Raw genomic sequence first — 19219 nt, 5'->3', positions numbered from 1 at the left:
GCTCACTCCCCGAGCCACCTGGCGAGGTCGGGTCTCACGATCTCCTGCACCGCCGGGTCGTCGAGGTCCTGCCTCGTGACGACGCGCGAGCCCGTGTCGATGCGCACCTCGACCTTCTCTCCGTGCAGGTGCGCCACCATCGTCTTGACCGCGACGTACCCCATGTTGAACGGGTTCTGCACGACGAGCGCCTCGATGTCGCCCTCGCGCAGCGCGCCGAGGAGCTTCTCCGACGCGTCGAAGCCGACGAACTTCACCTTCCTCGCGATGTTCGTCTTGCGGAGCGCCTGCAGCATCCCGAACGTCGTCGACTCGTTCGGCGTGAACACCCCGGCGATGGCCCCTTCCGCCGCCCTCTGCGCGAGCAGCAGGCTCTCGCTCTTGTGGAACGCCGACTCCGTGGTGGCGCCGCCATACTGGTTCTCGCTCGCGATGGTGACGCCGGGACTCGCGCGGATCGCGTCGAGGAACCCCTTCTCGCGGTGCTGCGTGCTCGCCGAGCCCTCCTGGTAGCGGAGCACGACGACCTTGCCGTCCTCGCCGATCGCCTTGCCGAGGTGCTCACCGGCCAGCCTCCCGGCCGCCTCGTTGTCGGTCGCGACGAAGCTCACGTGATCGTCGCTGGCGAGATCGGAGTCGAACACGACCACCGGGATCTTCGCCTGCCGCGCCGCCCTGACCGGCGCCCTCAGCGCCGCGGCGTCGAGCGGCGCGAGCACGATGCCGGACACGCCCTGCGCGACGAAGCTCGAGACGACATCGACCTGCGCCTTGAGGTCGTCCTCCCGGAGCGGCCCTTTCCACACGACGTCGACGTCGAGCTCGCGCGAGGCCTTCACCGCGCCTGCGTGCACGCTCTTCCAGAACTCGTGTGTCGTCCCCTTCGGCACGACGGCGATGCGGAGGCGCGCGCCGCCCGTCGCGCCCGGGCCCGCGTCCGTCGACGTCGTCGCCGATGACGACGTCTTGGAGCACGCGGCGAGGACGGCAATCGCGAACGCGCACACGACGACATGGACGCTCATGGGCGCGAGAGGATAGTCGACGGATCGCGGCCACGCTCGCGCGGGCGAGCATGTCGCCGGCGGAGATCCGTCCGACAAGCACCCTGGGAGTTCTCGGCTGCACCCGGCGCAGGCAAGCTCATCCTGGCGCGACGCTCGCCTGCAGCTCGTGATTCACCCGGGTCGTACCGGCGAGCGCGCGCGCAGGTCGAGCCGGGTCGGACGGCGCCGCTCAGTCAGCTCGGCGGCGCCGCCTTCGACTCGACGATCTGCTTCATCGCCCCGAGCCCCTTCTCGAAGTCGGCGCCGACCATCTTGTCCATATCCATGAACATCCCGAACGCCTTGCCGATGAAGCCGTTCTCCCCCTCCATCACCCACGTCACCTTCGTGCCGGAGGGCGCCGGAACGAGCGTGAAGTTCGTCGTGTTCGTCGCCTCGATCGGCTTGATGAACTCGACCCGGACCGTGACGTTCGACGGCTGCTCTGCGCCCGTGATCGTCATCTTGCCCTCGCCCACGTCGTCGTTGCCGGACCACGCGTACGACGCGCCGGGGCCGGCCGCGGGCCCGGCGTAGGTCCTCTTCAGGGCCGGGTCGAGCCCCTCCCACGGCGACCACCGCTCCCAGGCGTGGAAGTCGACGATCTGGGCGTACACGGCCTCTGGAGGCGCCGCCACCGTCGCTGAACGCTCGATGCGGAACGTGGAAGGCCGAGTCATCACCACGATCACGAACAGGAGGACGACCGCCACGAGCCCGAGCCCAACGCGCTTGAGTACCTTCATGCGCGAACCCTACACCCGGCACGCAGGGCTTGAAACCCCTCGCCTTCGCCTCACAGGCCGAGGAGCTCCTGGAGAAACACGCCGCCCTTCCCGGCCCCTGCGTGGGTGAAGAACAGGCGCCCCGACGCGAAGTCGCCGCCCTCCGCGACCCACTCGGCCGCGTGAGCGCGCAGCCGTGCGACGGCGCGCGGCGGGAACGCGAACGGCGAGCGCGAGCGGTAGACGAACGTGGCGTCGTAGTCGACAGGATAGCTGGTGAGCGTCAGGTAAAACCACCCTTTCCGCTCGAACACGAACGGCGACTCGGTATAACCGCTGTTGCGCATCGCCGTCTCCGGCCCGAGCGTGAGCGCCATGGCCGGCGGGCTCCAGTGGAAGAGATCCAGCGACGTGCGGTAGGCGACGCCGCTCAGGGGCGACTCGATCGACGCGCAGCGCGTATAGTACACCACCCACAGATCGCCGAGCCGGGCGAGCATCGGATCGCGGGCGACGCAGATGTCCTCGAACAGCGTCCCTCCCTCGCGGCTCCAGGTAAACCCGTCGCGCGAGCGCGCGATCCGGAAGCCGGATCGGTCGGGGTCGTGCGTGCCCACGTGAAAGATCATGACCAGGCTGCCGTCCCGGTCCCGGACCATGTGCGGGGCCCAGATCCAGCGCTCGTCGGAGAGGGCGCGAATCGAGGAGCGCTCCGGCGCCAGCGTGAGGCTCGGTGAGACGGATTCCATCCAGCTCACCGGCCCAGGTCGAGGCGCGGTGGCGAGGACGAACTCACGCTCGGCGTCCGGTCGATAAGGCTCGAGGTGAAAGATCCCGGTGAGGATCCAGCGGCCGTCGGCGAGCTGGATCATCGAGTGATCGTTCACATAGAACGGCCCTCCGGGGATGCTCTCCGAATCGAAGATCTTCACCGCGGGCCCCTGCGTGAGCTGAGGCGTGGGAGGTCCGGAGAAGAACCGCAGCGTGTAACCCCGCTCGCTCCAGGGCGCCGGGGAGCGTGTCGCGTCGATCTCGAGGACCGGGCGCCTGCCTGCGCCGCACTGTTCGGGGAGGAGGTCGATCCAGAGCGCGTCCTCGGCGACCGACCGGACAGGGTTCGCCTGCATCTCGTGGAGCACGCCGACCTCCCGCCCGTCGAGCATGACGCGCGCCGTCTGCGGGGCGTTCGCCGCGGAGTACGCGCGGAGCAGCAGCAGGCCGCGCGCATCGGACGGGCAAGCGACCTCGATCCGGGTGATCCCGCGGCCCTCGCTGGACCAGGATCGCCGCCGGACCTCCAGCCGCTCGGCGTCGACGGCCGAATGCACGAGCCGCCGCCGCCCGGCCGCACGGACCTCCTGCTCACCGATCACCTGATATTCCGGGAATGCGTAAGAGAGGCCCAGCGAGCGCACCCGCAGCGGCGTGTAGGCGCCGGTCGGCCCGGCCTCGATGCCGAAGCGCAGACCGGAGCGGCTCACGATGGGATCGGCCACGTGCAGGCGGTACAGGGAATGGACGAACGTGGCGTTCTTCCATCCATCCTCGGGATCGACGACGAGGAAGCGGAGCAGCCCGCTGAAGGGGTTATGGTGCGCGCCCAGGAAATAGAAGCCTCCATTGAAGTAGTCCTCGGTGCCGGTCCCTATCTGCAGCGGGTGCGACATCCTGTCGGTCCGGATCATCTCGTCGCCCTCGAGGTACGTCCGATCGTTCGGCCGGCCGCCGCTGATCTCCTCGAGAAGCGCGACGAACTGGAGCGGCTCATCGCTCTCGAAGAGGGGCATCGTCGTCTCGCGTCCGGGGGCCATCTGATCGCGGTATTGCGCGATCAGCCGCACGCCTCGGCGGGCGGGCGCGAGGTCGACGGCCGCCTCGACACCCGCGATCTCCTGCCCGGGCGCGGCCTCGAGCGAGAGCACCTCGCCTTCGGCCAGCGGGATCGGCAGGCGCGTGGCGAGCCTGCCCGCCCCTCTGGCGTCGGGCGTCCAGGCGGCGTGAAGCGCGCTCCGGAAGGTCGTCCATCCGCCGTCGGCGTCGGTGCCCGAGCTGGCGAGGCCGAAGAAGAACGACGCTGGTATGGGCGGCTGTCCGCCGATCCTCACCGACAGGTCGTTCAAGCTCCCCGCCGGGATGTGAACGTCGATCCCTGATACGGTCGCGGGGCCTGTCGCCAGGACGAGCGGCGCGCTGGCGCTCGGGCTCTCCCTGCGCGACCGGGCCGGCAGGGTGGCTGTCCAGTCCTCCGCCATGAATCGCGACAGCTCCTCGGGCGTCGGTCCCGACGCGGCCCCTGGGCCCTCGCGGTACGTGATCTGGTAATAGATGGGAACGCCCCGGAAGCGGACCTTGGCCTCGCTCGACCAGGCGAAGGGGACGTAGCTGGTATACGCGCCCGAGCTCGCGTCCACGTCGAGCACGAGAGGCGATCTCCAGGGGCCCCTGCCTCCGAAGAAATCGCCCGGCGACCCGCGGAACGCCGTGTGTCCGTCGATCTCGATCCAGATCTCCTGGTCCGGCCTCTCGAGCTCCGCGCGGGGGGCGGTCATCCAGATGCGCGCGATTCTCCCCTCCCCGCGGGCGTGAAACAGAACCCGGTGGTCCCCCTCGAGCGCGACCCCCGGGCGATATCCATCATCGTTGCCCCCTGCGGGGTCATGCGTTGTCACGCTCCGTGTCATCCACCCGGGATGAAAGGAGAGGAGATCCTCCAGCACCGGCGTGATCGACGCGGCGCCCGGCGCAATGGCGAGGGACGCGCCGAGGAGATGGCGGGCCGCGCTCGAGACAAGGCGGTCCAGGAGCGCGCCGCGCCCATCGAGACTTCCGGCGTTCATGATCGAAACCTAATGGCGCGAACGACGCCAGGGGAGCGGGCTCGGCGAGGCACCACGCTTGCACCGCCGCGAAGCGAGGACATGCGCGACGCACCGATCGCGCACTCGAGGGGGGTAATTCATGCGCACCCGCCGCGATCGACGCCCTGTCGAAGGCTCGCCCTGCGTCGGGCCACGCGCATGCGCGCGCGGCCTCCTGCTCGCGCTCCTCTCTCTATCGCCGCTCGCGGGCGCCGGCGACGCGCCGCGCCGCGCGCTCGCCGCTCCCATGGAGCAACGGGACGCCCCGGGAATGTCCCCGAGGCCGCGGCTCCAGCTCGATCGCGCAGCCTACGCCGAGCGGCTCCGCGCGATGTGGATTGGCGCGTGCATCGCCAACTGGACAGGGCTTCGCACGGAGGGCGTCCGCATCGCGCGCCCCTTCTTCACCGACGCTGACTGGGGAAAGCCCCTGGGGCGCGACGGGGCGCCGATCGACTTCGTCCTCCTCGACCCCTGCCCGGCCGACGATGACACCGACATCGAGTATGTCTACCTCCACCTCATGACCGAGGCGGGGACGCTCTTCCTCTCCCCCGAGCGGATCCGGGACGGATGGCGCGCGCACATCAACGATTTCATCTGGGTCTCCAACCGGAGGGCGCGCGATCTCCTCGAGCGCGGCCTGCTGCCCCCCGCGACGAGCGATCCGGCGCTCAACCCGGACGCGCTCCAGATCGACGCCCAGCTCACCACGGAGATCTTCGGCGCCCTGGCGCCCGGAATGCCGGAGCTGGCGCTGCGGATCGCCGACCTCCCCATCCGGACCACCGCGCGCGATCACGCCGCGCATGCCGCAGCGTTCCATGTTCTCCTCTTCTCGCTCGCGACGACCGTCGATCTGGAGAAGCCGCGGCGACAGGAGATCGTGCGGATCGTCCGTGAGGCCAGGAGCTACCTGCCGGCGGAGTCCAAGGCCGCCGACGTCATCGACTTCGTGCTGTCCGCCTATCTATCGGCCAGCGATCGCGCCGAGGCTCGCGACGACTGGGAGCGCGCCCGCGACGCCATTGCGGATCGCTACCAGGAGCGGGCCTCGGCGCATGGCTTCGTCTATCGGGGTTTCACGGAATCCGCGATCAACCTGGCGACCGCGACGCTGGCCCTCCTGTTCGGTGAGGGGAGCTTCCGGCGCACCGTACAGATCGGTACCCTGTCCGGCTGGGACTCCGACAACGGCACGGCGACCATGGGCTCGCTCGTTGCGCTCATCGGCGGGATGGAGGAGCTGCGCCGCGCCTTCCCCGGCGCGCGCCTGTCCGACCGATATCGTATCCACCGCACGCGCCCCACCCTGCCGGACCGGCTTCCGCAGGATCGCGAGGCCGAGGACACCTTCACGGAGGTAGCGACGAGGATGGCCGCGCTTGTCGACCTCGCCGTGCGGGAGGGAGGCGGCCAGGTCGCGCCGACCCGATGGGTCGTCCCGCCTCGCCGCCGCGACGGCACAGGACCCAGCGCGCGCGCCGCGCCCGGTTCCGAGCCGCGGCCTCGCGCTCCTCGCCCGGCGAGATGACCTGGCGCTCAAGGCGCCTCGGGCCATCCGCGAGGTAGCGCCGGTGGCCGATGGTGACGCCGTCCGGGATCCCGACGGGGCACGGAGCGGTCGCCTGGCCGCCTTCCAGGCGCTCGCAGCCCTCGCCGAACGGCGGCTCCACCGACTTGTTGCTGAAGACGTCGAAGTACGCCTTGGCCGCGGACATCGTTCCACATTGCTCCGTGTCGACGAGGTACCGGTGCATCTTAATCGGTCCAGCGGTCTTCCAGAGGCCCTCTCCGGTCGGCACCTCCTCGGTATTCTCGGTGTACTTTGCGAACCCGAATCGCATCTGTTCTCTCCCGGCGCGCCGCAGCGCGACCGGGGCAATTCGACACGTGGATGAATCTTTGCGTGGGGTCGATTTTCCAGAAAGCGACCGGCGCACGCGAGCTGCTCTTGACGACCAACGCGTGCAGCGTCGCTGCACGATGAAGACGTTTACCGCAAGGAGCTCCGCCAGACCGTATCCCGCGCAAAGATCAGCGTCATCGATTATACTCGTCATCGATCCCGGGGCTCCGGCGAGGCATGCACTGGAAAATTCCGCCTCTGGAGACCTCTCGTCGCGAACTAACTTCGTGCCCGCGGACCGCGCTGGCACGCGTTCCAGAAGGAGTCGGCTCATGAGATTGCCTAGGATAGCCATTGCATTGCCAATGGTGGCTTTGATCGGCGCGGGGTGCGGCGGGGCCAACGACGGCAACGGGGACAGCGCCGGCTCGCAGAGCAGCACCGGCACCGGCAACGGCTCCGGTTCCGGCTCTAGCTCCGGCAATAGCACCAGCACCAGCACCGGCTATGACGACACCTTCGGCAACGGAAGCGGCGCGGGCTCGGGCGGGGGCTCCGGCGCGACCGGAAGCAGCAACGGGAGCTCGACGGGCGCGGGGGAAGCGTGCGCCACCCAGTCGTCCCAGGCCGGATTTCAACAGGTGTACCTCGCGTTCGCGTTCGACGTATCGGCCAGCATGACAGCGAGCGACGTGGAGTGGCGCAGGAAGGATCTCAAGTGGGATCCCGTCGCGATCGCGACGAAGCAGTTCTTCGTGGATCCCTCGTCCGCCGGGTTCCAGGCGTCGCTCACGTTCTTCCCAGGCGCGCAAGCGGCGCGTCAGGCGTGCCAGGCCGACATCTACTTGACCCCGCATGTCCCGATGACGCCGCTGCCCTCCCCGGCGTTCGGCATGGCGATCGATGCCATCGAGCCGGAGATCAGCAGCTCGAGAACGTGGCGCACCACCACGCCGACGGTATTCGCGGTCGAAGGCACCCTCGCCTTCATCGAAGCGCAGCGCCAGCAGAACCCCGGGAAATATGCGATCGTGCTCGTGACCGATGGCTATCCGCAGCTGTGCGGGGGCACGGCGGACACGCTCGAGGCCGTCGTGACGCAGGTCAACGCGGCGCGCGCCGCCAACATCCCGACCTTCGTGATCGGGGTCGACAGTCCGCAGGGGGAAGCAGACGCGCCGCCTAGCCTCACCAACCTGCACCAGATCGCCGAGGCGGGCGGCACGGGAGAGGCATCCATGCTGAACACCGGCAACCCAGACGAGACGATCGCCGCGTTCAAGACGGCCATCGAGAAGATCCGCGGCGCCGCCGTCTCGTGCACGATCCCGATCCCGCCGCCGCCCGACGGGAGGAGCTTCGACAAGCAAAAGGTCAACGTGACCTACACGAGCGCCACGAGCAACATGCCGACGACCCTCACGTATGACCAGGCCTGCGCGGCCGCGGGGACATGGCGCTACGACGACCCTGCGAACCCGACGGCGATCGTCCTCTGCGACGATACCTGCGCCGTGGTCCAGGCCGACGTCGAGGTCTCGCTGGGCGTCGACTTCACCTGCGAGGACGTGATCCAAGTGCCCCAGTGATCGACGACGCTCGCTGGCCGACACGGGTCTTCGCGAGGAGGCGCCGGCCAGCTTCTCGCATCCCGATACGCAGCCAGCGAGCGGGTTCACGATCCAGGATCGGATCGTGAACCCGGCTCAGGCCAGAGAGACCGACGCAGACCTGGAGGGAGCGCGCCCGCATTCGTACGAGATACGGGCGCGCCCGAGCCCCTCCGGTCGAGGGAGCTCGTCCAGCTCAGCGCGCCGGCTCCGCGTCAGCCACCACGGTCCAGGAAGTCCATCAGCCACTGCATCGCCGGCCGCATGGTGCCGTTCTCCTGCTGGAGGCCGGTGCCGTTCCTCCACGTCTTGCCGACGATGTAACCCCACAGGGTGATCCCCGGGATCTTGGGGTGATTCCAGAACATGGTGAACTGCTCCTCCATGATCTGCTTCTGCCGGTTGTCGTTCGCTTCGCCGATGTCGTACTCGGTGATGTACACGGGCTTGCCCAGCTCGGCGAGCGAGTCGATGTACCCCTTGACCGTGTTGGTGTTGATCTTGAAGGCGTCGTGCGCCTGCGCGCCGAGGGCGTCGACCGGGGCGCCCGCCTCGATCACCTTCTTCGCGATGTCCTTGAAGTGCCTGTGCTCGTTCTCGTACTCGATGTTGTTGTAGTCGTTGAGGATCAGAACGGCGTTCGGGCAGAACTCGCGAGCCCACTTGAAGGAGTTGACGATCCAGTCCCAGCCGCTGGCGCCGTTGCCGCCGAGGCCGGCCGTGTACGAAGGCGTGGTGTGGGGCGGCGGCTCGTTGACGACGTCGATGTACTTCGTGTCCGGGTAGCGCTTGCAGAACTCCTCCATCCAGCTCCGCACGGCCTTCTTCTGCTCATCCGGCGAGAGGCTCCCGAGCCAGGAGGGTTGCTGGCTGCCCCACACGAAGACGTGGTGCTTGAAGATGATCTTGTTGTCCTGCGCGTACTTGTAGGTCCTGTCGAGCGAGCTCCAGTTCTTGTTCCCGCGGGAGCTCTCGACGGAGCCCCACTTGCCCTCGTTCTCGGGCGTGATCTGGTTCCAGTACTTCGCGAAGCCGTCGCGCACGGCGCCGCTCGTCGTGATGTTGCCGACGAACTTCCCCTCGGGCTCGGTTCCGCCGGTTCCGGTCGACGCGCTTGTCGACGCGCTTGTCGACGCGTCCCCGCCGCCGACCCCCGTGGTCGCGCCGCCGGAGCTGGAGCTGGTCGTCCCGGGACCGCCCGAGCTGCTGCTGGTGGCAGGGCCGACGCCGGTCGTCGTGCTGGCGCTGGAGCTGCTGGTCGTGCCGTTGCTGGAGCTCGTGCTGGCGCTGGTGCCGGTGCTCCCCGCCCCGCCCGAGCCGCCCACGCCGTCGTCAACCCCGCCGCCCCCGTCGCCGCATCCAAAGAGGGTCGCCATTCCGAGCGCGATCCACGCCGTGCTGCACAGCAATCGAGAAGAACGCTTCTTGTTCATGTTGGACTTCCGGAAGTCGGACGATTGTCGTTGGTGAAGCTGGGAGCGAGAAGGCCGGGGGGCAGCGGCACGAACGGCGGCGCCCACACTCAGCGATACGCACGCCGTGCAACTCGCGACGGATGATTCCCGCCACACCTGGAAGTGATCACGACACGCGCGCGAAGCGTCCTACATCTCAAGTTTCGAGCTGACAGGAAACGTGCATCGACAGCGCATGTTGCAATCGCGAAGCAACTTTGCAATTCAAGCGGCAGCCCAGCTCGGTACCCCTCGCTTACCCGCTTAAGGTCCGGTCCGTGAACACATCACGGAGTCGGTACGGTAGAGCGCGCACGGTCTCACCGGCGCCGGGGGACGGCCGTGCTCTTGCGCACGACGAGCTCGGTCTCGACCACGACCCGCGACCACGAGCGCTGGCCGCTCTCGATCTGCCCGAGCAGGACGTGGAGGCACCGGCGCCCGAGCTCGGAGAAGTCCTGGCGCACCGTGGTGAGCGGCGGCGTGAAGTAGGCCGCCTCCGGGATGTCGTCGAAGCCGACGACGCTGAGGTCGCGCGGCGTCTCGCGCCCGTTCTCGTGGAGGAAGCGGAGGAGGCCGAGCGCCATCTGGTCGTTGGCCACGAACACGGCGGTGACGCCCGGCGTGCGCGTCAGCTGCGGGGCGAGCTCGTAGCCGGAGCGCGCGCTCCAGTCCCCCCGCAGGAGCGGCGGGACCTCGGCGCCGGCCGCCTGCAGCGCCGAGCGCCAGCCGTCGATGCGCTGGTCGGCCTCGAGCCAGTCGGTCGGGCCGGCGATGTGCCACACGGTCTTGTGACCCAGATCGAGCAGGTGGCGGGTCGCGGACACGGCGCCCCCGAGCTGGTCGACCGCGACCACCGGCACCGAGTCGTCCGGACCGCCCTCGACCGCGACCACCGGCACATCGGAGGTGACGTGGCGCAGCGCGTCCACCGCCGACCGCTGCGGGGCGATCACGACGATGCCGTCGGCCCCCTGGTCCCGCAGCCGCTGCACGGCCTCCAGCACCGGCGCGCGGCTGAACGATTTCAAGCTGGAGATGCTCACGCCATAACCTGCGTCGTGCGCCGCCTCCTCGAGCCCCAGGAGCGTCGACGCCGGACCGTAGAGCGTCGTGTCGAAGCTGACCACACCGAGCGTCCGCGACCGCCCGGTGACGAGCGCCTGCGCAACCGAGCTGGGCCGGTAGTCGAGCTGGCGGATCGCATCCAGCACCCGCTCCCTCGTGTCACGGCGCACGTGCGGGCTGTCGTGCAGGACCCGCGAGACCGTCTGATACGAGACGCCAGCGAGCTTGGCCACGTCGACCATGACCGCGGCCCGCCGCCCGCCGCCCCTTTTGACGCGGCGCTCCGGAAGAGATTTCTCAGCCATCGGCGCGGGAGGATAGTCGCGGGCCGCTCGATTGGAACGGAGTTCTTCAATGTGAGCGTTCACAAACTGTTCGGGATTCTTCATTTCACTCGGCTTTCGCGTCACGGGGCGGGTGCGCGCCGGGGATCGTCGCCATCGGACTGGAGCGCGGCACCGACGCTGGTCGTTCGTCGTCGTAGATGCCATTCCCGGTGGAGCCGCGATCGATCCCGCAGATTTCACGCCGGCTGTCAGATTTGGCCCATGCGAACGGCGTGCCGACGGCTGCCGGCCGGCCTGGCCACGTCGACAAGGTCCGCGGCCAGGCCTCTCCTCCCCTCGAGGGCGGCGCTCCGGAGGAGCGCCGCCGGCCCTCGTACTCAACCGGTTCAGAAATCGCTGGGCATCGGTCGATTCTAGTTGACATTCGATATGTGAACGTTCACAATCTGGGAAACATCCTTAGGCATTGCGCCGGTCAGGTCGTCGTCGTACGTCATTCGCACCGGGGCATTCGTCATTGATGTCAGCGCGAGGAGAGGCGGCGGGTCTGACCTGCTGCGCGGTGCGCTCGCCTCCCGCGCCACCGACCCATTGGGGTCGGCCGCGCGGCAGCGGCGGCTCGTGTAGGTGTTACGCGGCGCGGCGCCAGCTCATCTACCGCAGCCCCGGACGTCAGGAAGGCACTTTTTCACACAGCAGGGCGGACTCACAGGAGGGATCGTGTGAAATTATCTTCTTTATTGGCCGCCGCCTTGAGGCGCGTGCCCCGCAAAGCGCCGAGGTGGCTCGATGGCCGAGGTCGCGCAGCCGGAGCCATGAAATCTTCCCACGATAGCGGTCCTGATACCGCGCGTGATCGATGGGAGGTGGAAACATCCATTCACAGCGGGTTAGCCTCCCGGCTGCTGCGAGCGGCCGCGTGCACTTCGCTCCTCGTCGCAGGGTGCGTGGGCGACATCGGCGCCGGCGGCTCGGGCTCCTCGGGCTCCTCGGGCTCCTCGAGCGCCGGCGCGAACCCGACCGGCGGCGGCACGAGCTCCTCGGGCGGCGGAGACGCGGTGTGCAACCCGCGGCTCGAACGGCGGGTTGTGCTGCTCGCCGACCTGCAGTTCATGAACGCCATCCGGGATCTCCTGGGGGACGAGGCCATCGAGGCGGAACAGGCGCCGGACGCGCGGCTGAAGCCGTTTGCCAAGAAGGGCCTTGTCGTGGGGACCTCCCTTGTGCATACGCGGCTCGCGAGGGCTGCCTACGCGGCCGAGAGCATCTCGGGGCGCTTCGAGCAGGTGACGGGGTGCGCCCCCGACGGAGACGACGCCTGCGCCAAGACGTTCCTGACGAAGTTCGCGCAACGGGCGTTCCGCCGGCCTGTGGACGAGACGGAGCTTGACAACCTGTGGTCGGTCTACGCGCTCGGGAAGGAGCAGAGCTACGAGCGGGGCGTCTCGCTCGCGGTCGAGGCGCTCATCGCGTCCCCCTCGTTCTCCTACCGCACCGAGCTCGGCGGCGCCGCGGACGGTGACGTGGTGAAGCTCGCCGCGCACGAGGTCGCGAGCGAGCTCTCGTTCTTCTTGACGGACAGCCTGCCGGACGCTGAGCTCGCCGCCGCCGCCGACTCCGGCGCCCTGAACGATCCGGAGGAGCTGGCGCGCCAGGCCGAGCGGCTGCTCGAGAAGCCCGAGACGCGCAGCACCCTGAACACCACGCTGATCGCGGCGTGGGGGCTCAGCAACCTGTTCGGCACGGTGAAGGATCGAGGGCTCTTCCCGGAGTACACCCCCGCGCTCCAGGCGAGCATGTTCCACGAGACCGAGCTGCTCCTGGAGGACCTGCTGTGGAGCCGCGAAGCCGACGTGTCGGCCCTGCTCACCACGAGGGAGACGTTCGTGAACCGCGTGCTCGCGGAGGTCTACGGCGTGGAGCACACGGGCGCGAGCCCGGAGGAGTTCACGAAGGTCGAGCTGCCGGCCGACGAGCGCGCCGGGATCCTCACGCAGCCCGGCCTGCTCGCGGCGCTGGCCCGGACCGACAACACGAGCGTCGTGGCGCGAGGGCTCTTCGTGCGCGGCGCGATGCTCTGCCTCGGGAAGATCCCGTCGCCCCCGGAGGCGCTCTCGGACGCGATCAAGGAGCTGCTCGAGGCCGACATGACCGAGCGCGAGCGCGCCGACGCGCGCGCCGCGAACTCCACCTGCGCCGCGTGCCACGCCCAGTTCGACGCGTTCGGCCTGCTGCTCGAGAACTACGATCCGGTCGGCCGGTACCGCGACACCCTCGACGGGGAGCCGATCGACGCGCGCGTCAACCTGGGCAACATCGCCGAGGTCGCGGGGAGTTACTCGAGCGCCGTCGAGTTCGCCGAGGCCGTCGCGCAGAACGACGGGTTCGCCGCCTGCATCACCCGGCACCTGCTGACCTACGGCACGGACGATGAGGCGCTCCAGACCCGTGACTGTCAGGTCGAGCGCGTGATCGAGGCGCTGCCTGAGGGCCAGCGGACGCTGACCAACGTCGTGAAAGCCATCGTGGCGTCGCCCGCGCTGACCGAGCGCGCCAGGGAGGAATGACCGTGGGCTACAACCTTTCTTACGGATGGTCTCGCCGCCGCTTCCTGCAAGGCATCGGCGCCGCCGCGGGTCTCATGACGGTGCTCAAGGGCCTCGAGTCGGCCGCCGAGGGCGCGGCGCCCCCGAGGCGCCTGTTGATCGTGCAGCGCCCGGTGGGCACCGTGTACGAGAACTACTGGCCGCAAGGCAACGGGACCAACTTCACGCTCTCCCGCATCCTGACCCCGTTCGAGGCCATGAAGTCTCGGATGGTCGTGATGCGCGACCTGAAGCTGCCGCACGAGGGGTCTGTCGGCGGCGGCCACGAGCGCGGGACGGTGCTGATGTGCACGGGGACGCGAACCAAGCAGCTGTACCCGGGCAACGGCGGCGACGATCCGATGGCCGAGGCGCCCAGCATCGACCAGCTGCTCGTGAAGCAGGCGGCCGAGCTCCAGGGCACGCCCATCGCGTCCCTCCAGGTCTCCTGCGACAACCGCGCCGACACGCCCGAGGTGTCGACCCGCCACATGTCCTACTCGGGCGCACGCGCGCCGATGAAGCCCTACTACCAGCCGCAAGAGGTGTACAGGCGGGTGTTCGGCACGCTCATGCCGGGCGGCCCGACGGACGACAACCTGGACGCCCTGGCGCGGGCGCGCCTGCAGAAGAAGAGCGTGCTGGACTTCGCAATGAAGGACCTGAAGCGCCTTCAGAGCCTCGCGCCGAGCTCCCAGCGAGACGCGCTGGAGGGGCACGCCGCCGCCATCCGCGAGGTGGAGGCGGAGTTCGACGCGGACCCGAGGGATCCCGCGACCTGCGGCATGCCCCAGGAGCCCGAGGTCATCCAGGTGAGCGGGCACATCGATCCCTACGGCAGCTCGCACGTCGTGAACGAGCGCGACGACGTGAAGCACGCGCGCATCGGCGCCCTGCACTTCGCCGTGATCAAGGCCGCGTTCCGCTGCGACCTGACGCGCGTGGTCACGTTCCAGTGGTCCCCTGGCACGAACCACGTGAGCTTCGGCGAGCTGTGGCCGCCCAACTCCGCCATCTTCAAGGTGCACCACACGACGAGCCACGATCCCGATACGCCCGACACCCTCGAGTTCCTCACGCGGGTGGAAGAGTTCTACGCCGGCTACGTCGCCGGCTTCCTGAAGGAGCTCGCGGAGACGAAGGACGTGGCCGGCGGGACGCTGCTCGACACCACGCTGGTCCCGTACATCACGGAGGTCGGCACGCGGCATCACAACTGGGACAAGATGGCGTGGGTGCTGTTCGGCGGCGCGGGCACCAAGCTCCGCGGCGGGCAGGTGTGGACCAACGGCAACCGCGGCGCCCGCTCCACCAACGACCTGTGGATGGCGATCGCGGGCTCCTTCGGGGTCCCGGATCTCGTGATGGGGGACAACGACCTGCACACCACCGCGATCGAAGGGCTGTTCGGGTGACCGTGAGCCGGCCGTAGCCGTCAACCAAGCCTCGCGCAGAGTCCTCCCACATCCGAACGTTTACGTGAACGTTCACGTGGTCGTGGTCGTGGTCGTGGTCGTCAACGGTCGGCCGTGAACGACCACGACCACGACCACGTAAACGACCACGACCACGTAAACGTTCACGTTGGTGAACGATGGTGGGTGAAGGGGGTGGGTTTCGTGCCCGGCGTGACCGAAGGGGCTTGGTTGACGCCTGGGGAGCCTCGGGGATGGGATACGGTGGAGCTCGGCGTGGACGTCGCCTGCGAAAGGTCGTGAGGTGAAGATGATGAGGTCGAGCTTCCACCTGCACCTCTTGAGCGTCGTGGCGCTCTGCGCCTGCGGAGAGGCGTCGGACAGCCCCGCGGCGACGACCGACGGCGGGGGCCCGTCGGAGGGCAGCACCTCCTCTTCCGGCGGCTCTGTGAGCAGCGGAGCAACAGGCGGCGGAACTCCGGGCTCCGGCGGCGCAGGTGGCGCGGCCCAGAGCGGCTCGACCGGCACGGGCGCGGGGGGGAGCTTCGTGCCCGGCGGCACAGGAGGAGGCGACTCCGCTTACGTGCTCGATTGCGGCGCGAACGGCGTGGCCATCGAGAGCGCGGGCCCACCAGAGAACCGCATCAACTACGTCATCGTGGGCGACGGCTACGACGCCACGACCGTGAACACCACGTACCTCGAGCACATCGAGGAGGCGATGGCCAAGCGCTTCAGCAGCCCGATCGGCGAGCCGTACGGCAGGTATCGCAAGTTCGTCAACATCTGCGCCGTCAAGCTGGTCAGCCGCTCGAACGGCATCCCTGGAGCGCTCGGCTGCACGGGCGACGACGAGAGCCGCCTCGCGGAGTGCGACACCCGCGCGGCGGATCAGGCGCTCAAGGCGAACCTCCCCGAGGACTTCGAGGTCGACTGGCACGCCATCGTGTTGAACAACGATCGCTGGTGGAACACCGGCTCGGCCTGGATGCTCTGGTCCGGCGGGCATGAGGAAGCCGCCGGAGCGGCGCTGCACGAAGGCGGCCACGGCTTCCATCAGCTCGCCGACGAGTATTGCGCCAAGGCGACGGGCTCTGCCTGCGGCGCGAACACGTGCAGCGGCGGCGGCACGGAGTACGTCGAGGTGAACACCACGGGCAACTGCACGACGACGGCGGGCAAATGGGACAAGTGGCTGGAGTACGACGCCGTCGACGCCACCGGCGTCCAGGGCACGTTCATCGGCAGCCGCTACGTGGATAGCGGACAGTACCGCCCGTCTTCGAACTCGATGATGAACAGCCTGTTCGGAGACAACAAGAACACGAGCTTCAACCCGGTCTCGCGCGAGAAGATGATCATGGACATCTGGATGCGCATCAAGCCGATCGACTCGGCCGATCCGCCCGCAGGGGCCGTCACGGATCCGGCGACGCTCGCGGTCAAGGTGATCGATCCCGACGTCATCAGCGTGGATTGGACGCTCGACGGCGAGGTGATCGCGACGGACGGCGGCCCCGTCTACAACGTCGCCGCGGCGGGCCTCGCTTCGGGCACCCACACCATTGTCGCCAAGGCCTACGACAACGCCGGCGAAGAGCTTGTGCGCTACCGCAGCGGCGAGTGCCTCGACCCTCCTCCCTCGACCAATCCCCGCTACTACGATCCCTGCTGGGGTCGCGACAACTGGCCCCGGTCGCAAGAGACGGTGACGTGGACCGTGACGATTCCATGAGGTCGGCGCGCACGCGCTGGTCCGTCGCCGCGCTGCTGCTCCTCGGCGCGGCGCTCTACCTCGTGCATCGCTCTCGAGAGCCCGACGCGCGACGGCTGCCTTCCTCTCGGCAGGAGACGTCGCGAGAGGAGGCGCCGCGCGAGGCAACGTCGCGCCGTGGGTCGAACGAACCACGGGCGTCGGCCGGCAGCACCGTGCTCGCCGCGGCGATCGACGACCTGCCCGTCATCGGGCCGAGCCCTGACGACCGCCACGACGGCCCCGCCCACCCCCACCCCATCACGCAGCGCCACGTCGAGATCCAGCATGAGAACGGCCTGATCGGGCTGCTCAACGACGCGATGAGCGCGCGGAACGGCGCGCGCATGCGGGAGCTCGTGCACGAATATCGTCGCACGCATCCCGGCGACCCGAACCATCTCCAGGACGGCTACGAGATCATCGCAAACTGCCTCGACGCGCCGGGCGAGGCGTCGAGAGCGGCCGCGGAGGGCTACTACGCCGAGCATCGCGCCTCGACCGTGAGGCGCTTCGTGCGCAGGCTCTGCCTCGAAGGCGGCTGAGCCGCTTCCCCACAGGCGTTCGCCAAGCTCGTTCGATCACGCTCAGGGCGCGAAGCCCCCCTCCACCACCATCGGTCACCAACGTGAACGCTCACGTGGTCGTGGTCGTGGTCGTGGTCGTGGTCGTGCTCGTCGCGTGAGCCGGCGGACCATCGCCCCCTCCCGGCCTCACCGCACGAGAAGAGAGTTGCAGCCTGGTTCATCCTCCGGGACGGCAGAAGCGTCGCGATCCAGCAGATTGTGATTGACAGTCACATTGTGAACGTTCACATTTAACCCGGGGCACATCCTTACTGGCTTAGCTCGGTTTACGGGTCGTCATGCGCAAGGGAACATTCGTCATCGGGATCGATTTCGGCACCGACTCCGTTCGGGCGGTCGTCGCGGACACGCGGAACGGCGAGCTCGCGGGGGCCTCGGTCGCGCCCTACCCGCGCTGGGCGCAGGGCCTCTATTGCGACGCGCGCGCGCACCGGTTCCGCCAGCATCCGCTCGACTACCTGCATGCCATGGAGGCGTCCATCCGCGCGGCGCTGGACCAGGCGGGCGGCGACGTCGCCGCGCAGGTGCGCGGGATCGCGGTCGATACGACCGGGTCCACGCCGGTCCTGGCCGACGCGAAGGGCAGGCCTCTCGCGCTCAGCCCACGCTTCGAGGAGGACCCGGACGCGATGTTCATCCTCTGGAAGGACCACACCGCGGTGGCCGAGGCGGCGCGGATCAACAGCGTCGCCCGGACCTGGGGCGGCGTGGACTACACGAAGTACGAGGGCGGGGTGTACTCGTCCGAGTGGTTCTGGGCCAAGGTGCTCCACGTCCTCGAGACCAACCCGGCGGTCGCGCGCGCGGCGGTCACCGTCCTGGAGCACTGCGACTGGATCCCCGCCGTCCTGACCGGCACCGACGACCTCCGGCAGATCAGGCGGAGCCGCTGCGCCGCCGGGCACAAGGCGATGTGGCACCCCGAGTTCGACGGTTATCCCTCGAACGAGTTCCTGGCGAGGCTCCATCCGCGCCTGCCCGCGCTCAAGGCCACCCTCGGCTCGCAGACCTGGACCGCCGACGTGCCCTTCGGGACGATCTCGGCCGGGTGGGCCACGACGCTCGGCATCCCGGACGACGTCGTCGTCGCCGTCGGCGCCTTCGACGCGCACATGGGCGCGGTCGGCGGCAACATCCAGCCGAACCGCCTGCTCAAGGTCATGGGCACGAGCACGTGCGATATGCTCGTCGTCCCGAAGACCGGCGCGCCGGAGGTCCTCGTCGCCGGGATCTGCGGCCAGGTCGACGGCTCGATCCTCCCGGGTGCGATCGGCTACGAAGCGGGGCAGTCCGCCTTCGGCGACGTCTTTGCCTGGTTCAAGCAGCTCCTTAGCTGGCCGCTCCTCGCCATCCTCCCTGCCCTGCCCGGCGAAGGCCACTCGCTCCGGACGACGGTCGCCGACGTGACGCTCGCCGATGCGGCGATCGAGCGGATCATCCCCGAGCTGGAGCGGGCGGCCGCGGAGATCCCGCCGGCGCGGAGCTCCGTGCTGGCGCTCGACTGGCTGAACGGGCGCAGGACCCCGGACGCGGACCAGCGGCTCAAGGGCGCCATCGTCGGCCTCGATCTGGGCACGGACGCGCCGCGGATCTACCGCGCGCTCGTGGAGGGGATCGCCTTCGGATCGCGCGCCATCGTCGAGCGGTTCCGATCCGAGGGGCTCCGCATCGACGGCATCATCGGTGTCGGCGGCGTCGCCCGCAAGAGCCCCCTCACCATGCAGGTCCTCTCGGACGTGCTCGACATGACGGTCGAGGTCCGCGCCGGCGAGCAGCCGGTCGCGCTGGGCGCGGCGATGTTCGCCGCGACCGCCGCCGGCCTTCACGCCACCGTCGAGGACGCGCAGCGCGCGATGTCGCCTGGAACCGAGGCCCGGTATCTGCCGGATCCCACGCGCGCCAGGCTCTATGACGCGCTGTACCGGGATTACGTCGCGCTGGGATCGTTTGTTGAGAGGGAGTTGACGCAATGAGCGGGATCG

Annotated in this window: 12 protein-coding genes; 7 read left to right on the top strand and 5 right to left on the bottom strand. The window is 69.0% G+C overall.

The features are described 5' to 3' along the window. Window positions 1-2: 2 nt before the first annotated feature. From WME97_RS18310 to WME97_RS18300, 3 genes are all read right to left on the bottom strand, one after another. The gene (locus tag WME97_RS18310) at window positions 3-1025 is read right to left on the bottom strand and encodes an ABC transporter substrate-binding protein (protein ID WP_437553377.1); all 1023 of its coding nucleotides are present in this window, start codon (window positions 1023-1025) and stop codon (window positions 3-5) included. Window positions 1026-1240: 215 nt separating this feature from the next. Beyond that, the gene (locus tag WME97_RS18305; RefSeq protein ID WP_437553375.1) at window positions 1241-1792 is read right to left on the bottom strand and encodes an SRPBCC family protein; all 552 of its coding nucleotides are present in this window, start codon (window positions 1790-1792) and stop codon (window positions 1241-1243) included. 50 nt (window positions 1793-1842) lie between these two features. Continuing rightward, window positions 1843-4608: a DUF2961 domain-containing protein gene (locus WME97_RS18300; RefSeq protein ID WP_437553373.1), complete on the bottom strand. Its 2766-nt coding sequence runs from the start codon at window positions 4606-4608 to the stop codon at window positions 1843-1845. Window positions 4609-4729: 121 nt separating this feature from the next. Between WME97_RS18300 and WME97_RS18295 the strand changes: the two genes are divergently transcribed. Then, window positions 4730-6163 carry an ADP-ribosylglycohydrolase family protein gene (locus WME97_RS18295; RefSeq protein ID WP_437553371.1) on the top strand — a complete coding sequence of 478 codons (1434 nt, stop codon included), beginning with the start codon at window positions 4730-4732 and terminating at the stop codon, window positions 6161-6163. A 680-nt stretch (window positions 6164-6843) separates the two neighbouring features. Then, window positions 6844-8067, top strand: coding sequence for a vWA domain-containing protein (locus WME97_RS18290; protein WP_437553369.1), 1224 nt, complete (start codon window positions 6844-6846; stop codon window positions 8065-8067). Window positions 8068-8303: 236 nt separating this feature from the next. Here WME97_RS18290 and WME97_RS18285 read toward each other — a convergent pair whose 3' ends face one another. Together WME97_RS18285 and WME97_RS18280 are read right to left on the bottom strand one after the other, a co-directional pair. After that, window positions 8304-9521, bottom strand: coding sequence for an endo-1,4-beta-xylanase (locus tag WME97_RS18285; RefSeq protein ID WP_437553367.1), 1218 nt, complete (start codon window positions 9519-9521; stop codon window positions 8304-8306). Window positions 9522-9862: 341 nt separating this feature from the next. Then, the gene (locus tag WME97_RS18280; RefSeq protein WP_437553365.1) at window positions 9863-10915 is read right to left on the bottom strand and encodes a LacI family DNA-binding transcriptional regulator; all 1053 of its coding nucleotides are present in this window, start codon (window positions 10913-10915) and stop codon (window positions 9863-9865) included. Between the two features lie 848 nt (window positions 10916-11763). On the opposite strand from WME97_RS18280, the gene WME97_RS18275 reads away from it, so the two are divergent. The 5 genes from WME97_RS18275 to WME97_RS18255 all read left to right on the top strand — a co-directional run bounded on the left by WME97_RS18275 (window position 11764) and on the right by WME97_RS18255 (window position 19210). Continuing rightward, window positions 11764-13464, top strand: coding sequence for a DUF1592 domain-containing protein (locus WME97_RS18275; RefSeq protein WP_437553363.1), 1701 nt, complete (start codon window positions 11764-11766; stop codon window positions 13462-13464). Beyond that, window positions 13461-14897, top strand: a complete 1437-nt coding sequence (locus tag WME97_RS18270; protein WP_437553361.1) for a DUF1552 domain-containing protein — start codon at window positions 13461-13463, stop codon at window positions 14895-14897. The genes WME97_RS18275 and WME97_RS18270 overlap by 4 nt, the downstream gene beginning before the upstream one ends. Before the next feature lie 310 nt (window positions 14898-15207). Continuing rightward, the gene (locus WME97_RS18265; protein WP_437555420.1) at window positions 15208-16632 is read left to right on the top strand and encodes a M64 family metallopeptidase; all 1425 of its coding nucleotides are present in this window, start codon (window positions 15208-15210) and stop codon (window positions 16630-16632) included. Beyond that, window positions 16629-17195, top strand: coding sequence for a hypothetical protein (locus WME97_RS18260; RefSeq protein ID WP_437553360.1), 567 nt, complete (start codon window positions 16629-16631; stop codon window positions 17193-17195). Before WME97_RS18265 ends, WME97_RS18260 begins: the two co-directional genes overlap by 4 nt. A gap of 320 nt (window positions 17196-17515) precedes the next feature. After that, entirely contained in the window at window positions 17516-19210 is a 1695-nt protein-coding gene (locus WME97_RS18255) for a ribulokinase (protein WP_437553358.1), read from the top strand. Window positions 19211-19219 lie beyond the last annotated feature (9 nt).

Source organism: Sorangium sp. So ce367 (assembly GCF_051520455.1).
GTDB lineage: Bacteria > Myxococcota_A > Polyangia > Polyangiales > Polyangiaceae > Sorangium > Sorangium cellulosum_B.
The sequence above is the reverse complement of the archived record's forward strand: the minus strand, read 5'-3'. Positions and strand labels throughout refer to the sequence as shown.

Bases quoted from the DNA above. Each gene is read 5' to 3' on its own strand.
- WME97_RS18305 (WP_437553375.1), bottom strand. From the start codon at position 1,792: ATGAAGGTACTCAAGCGCGTTGGGCTCGGGCTCGTGGCGGTCGTCCTC.
- WME97_RS18280 (WP_437553365.1), bottom strand. From the start codon at position 10,915: ATGGCTGAGAAATCTCTTCCGGAGCGCCGCGTCAAAAGGGGCGGCGGG.
- WME97_RS18265 (WP_437555420.1), top strand. From the start codon at position 15,208: ATGATGAGGTCGAGCTTCCACCTGCACCTCTTGAGCGTCGTGGCGCTC.
- WME97_RS18255 (WP_437553358.1), top strand. From the start codon at position 17,516: ATGCGCAAGGGAACATTCGTCATCGGGATCGATTTCGGCACCGACTCC.
- WME97_RS18310 (WP_437553377.1), bottom strand. From the start codon at position 1,025: ATGAGCGTCCATGTCGTCGTGTGCGCGTTCGCGATTGCCGTCCTCGCC.
- WME97_RS18290 (WP_437553369.1), top strand. From the start codon at position 6,844: ATGGTGGCTTTGATCGGCGCGGGGTGCGGCGGGGCCAACGACGGCAAC.
- WME97_RS18295 (WP_437553371.1), top strand. From the start codon at position 4,730: ATGCGCACCCGCCGCGATCGACGCCCTGTCGAAGGCTCGCCCTGCGTC.
- WME97_RS18260 (WP_437553360.1), top strand. From the start codon at position 16,629: ATGAGGTCGGCGCGCACGCGCTGGTCCGTCGCCGCGCTGCTGCTCCTC.
- WME97_RS18285 (WP_437553367.1), bottom strand. From the start codon at position 9,521: ATGAACAAGAAGCGTTCTTCTCGATTGCTGTGCAGCACGGCGTGGATC.
- WME97_RS18300 (WP_437553373.1), bottom strand. From the start codon at position 4,608: ATGAACGCCGGAAGTCTCGATGGGCGCGGCGCGCTCCTGGACCGCCTT.
- WME97_RS18270 (WP_437553361.1), top strand. From the start codon at position 13,461: ATGACCGTGGGCTACAACCTTTCTTACGGATGGTCTCGCCGCCGCTTC.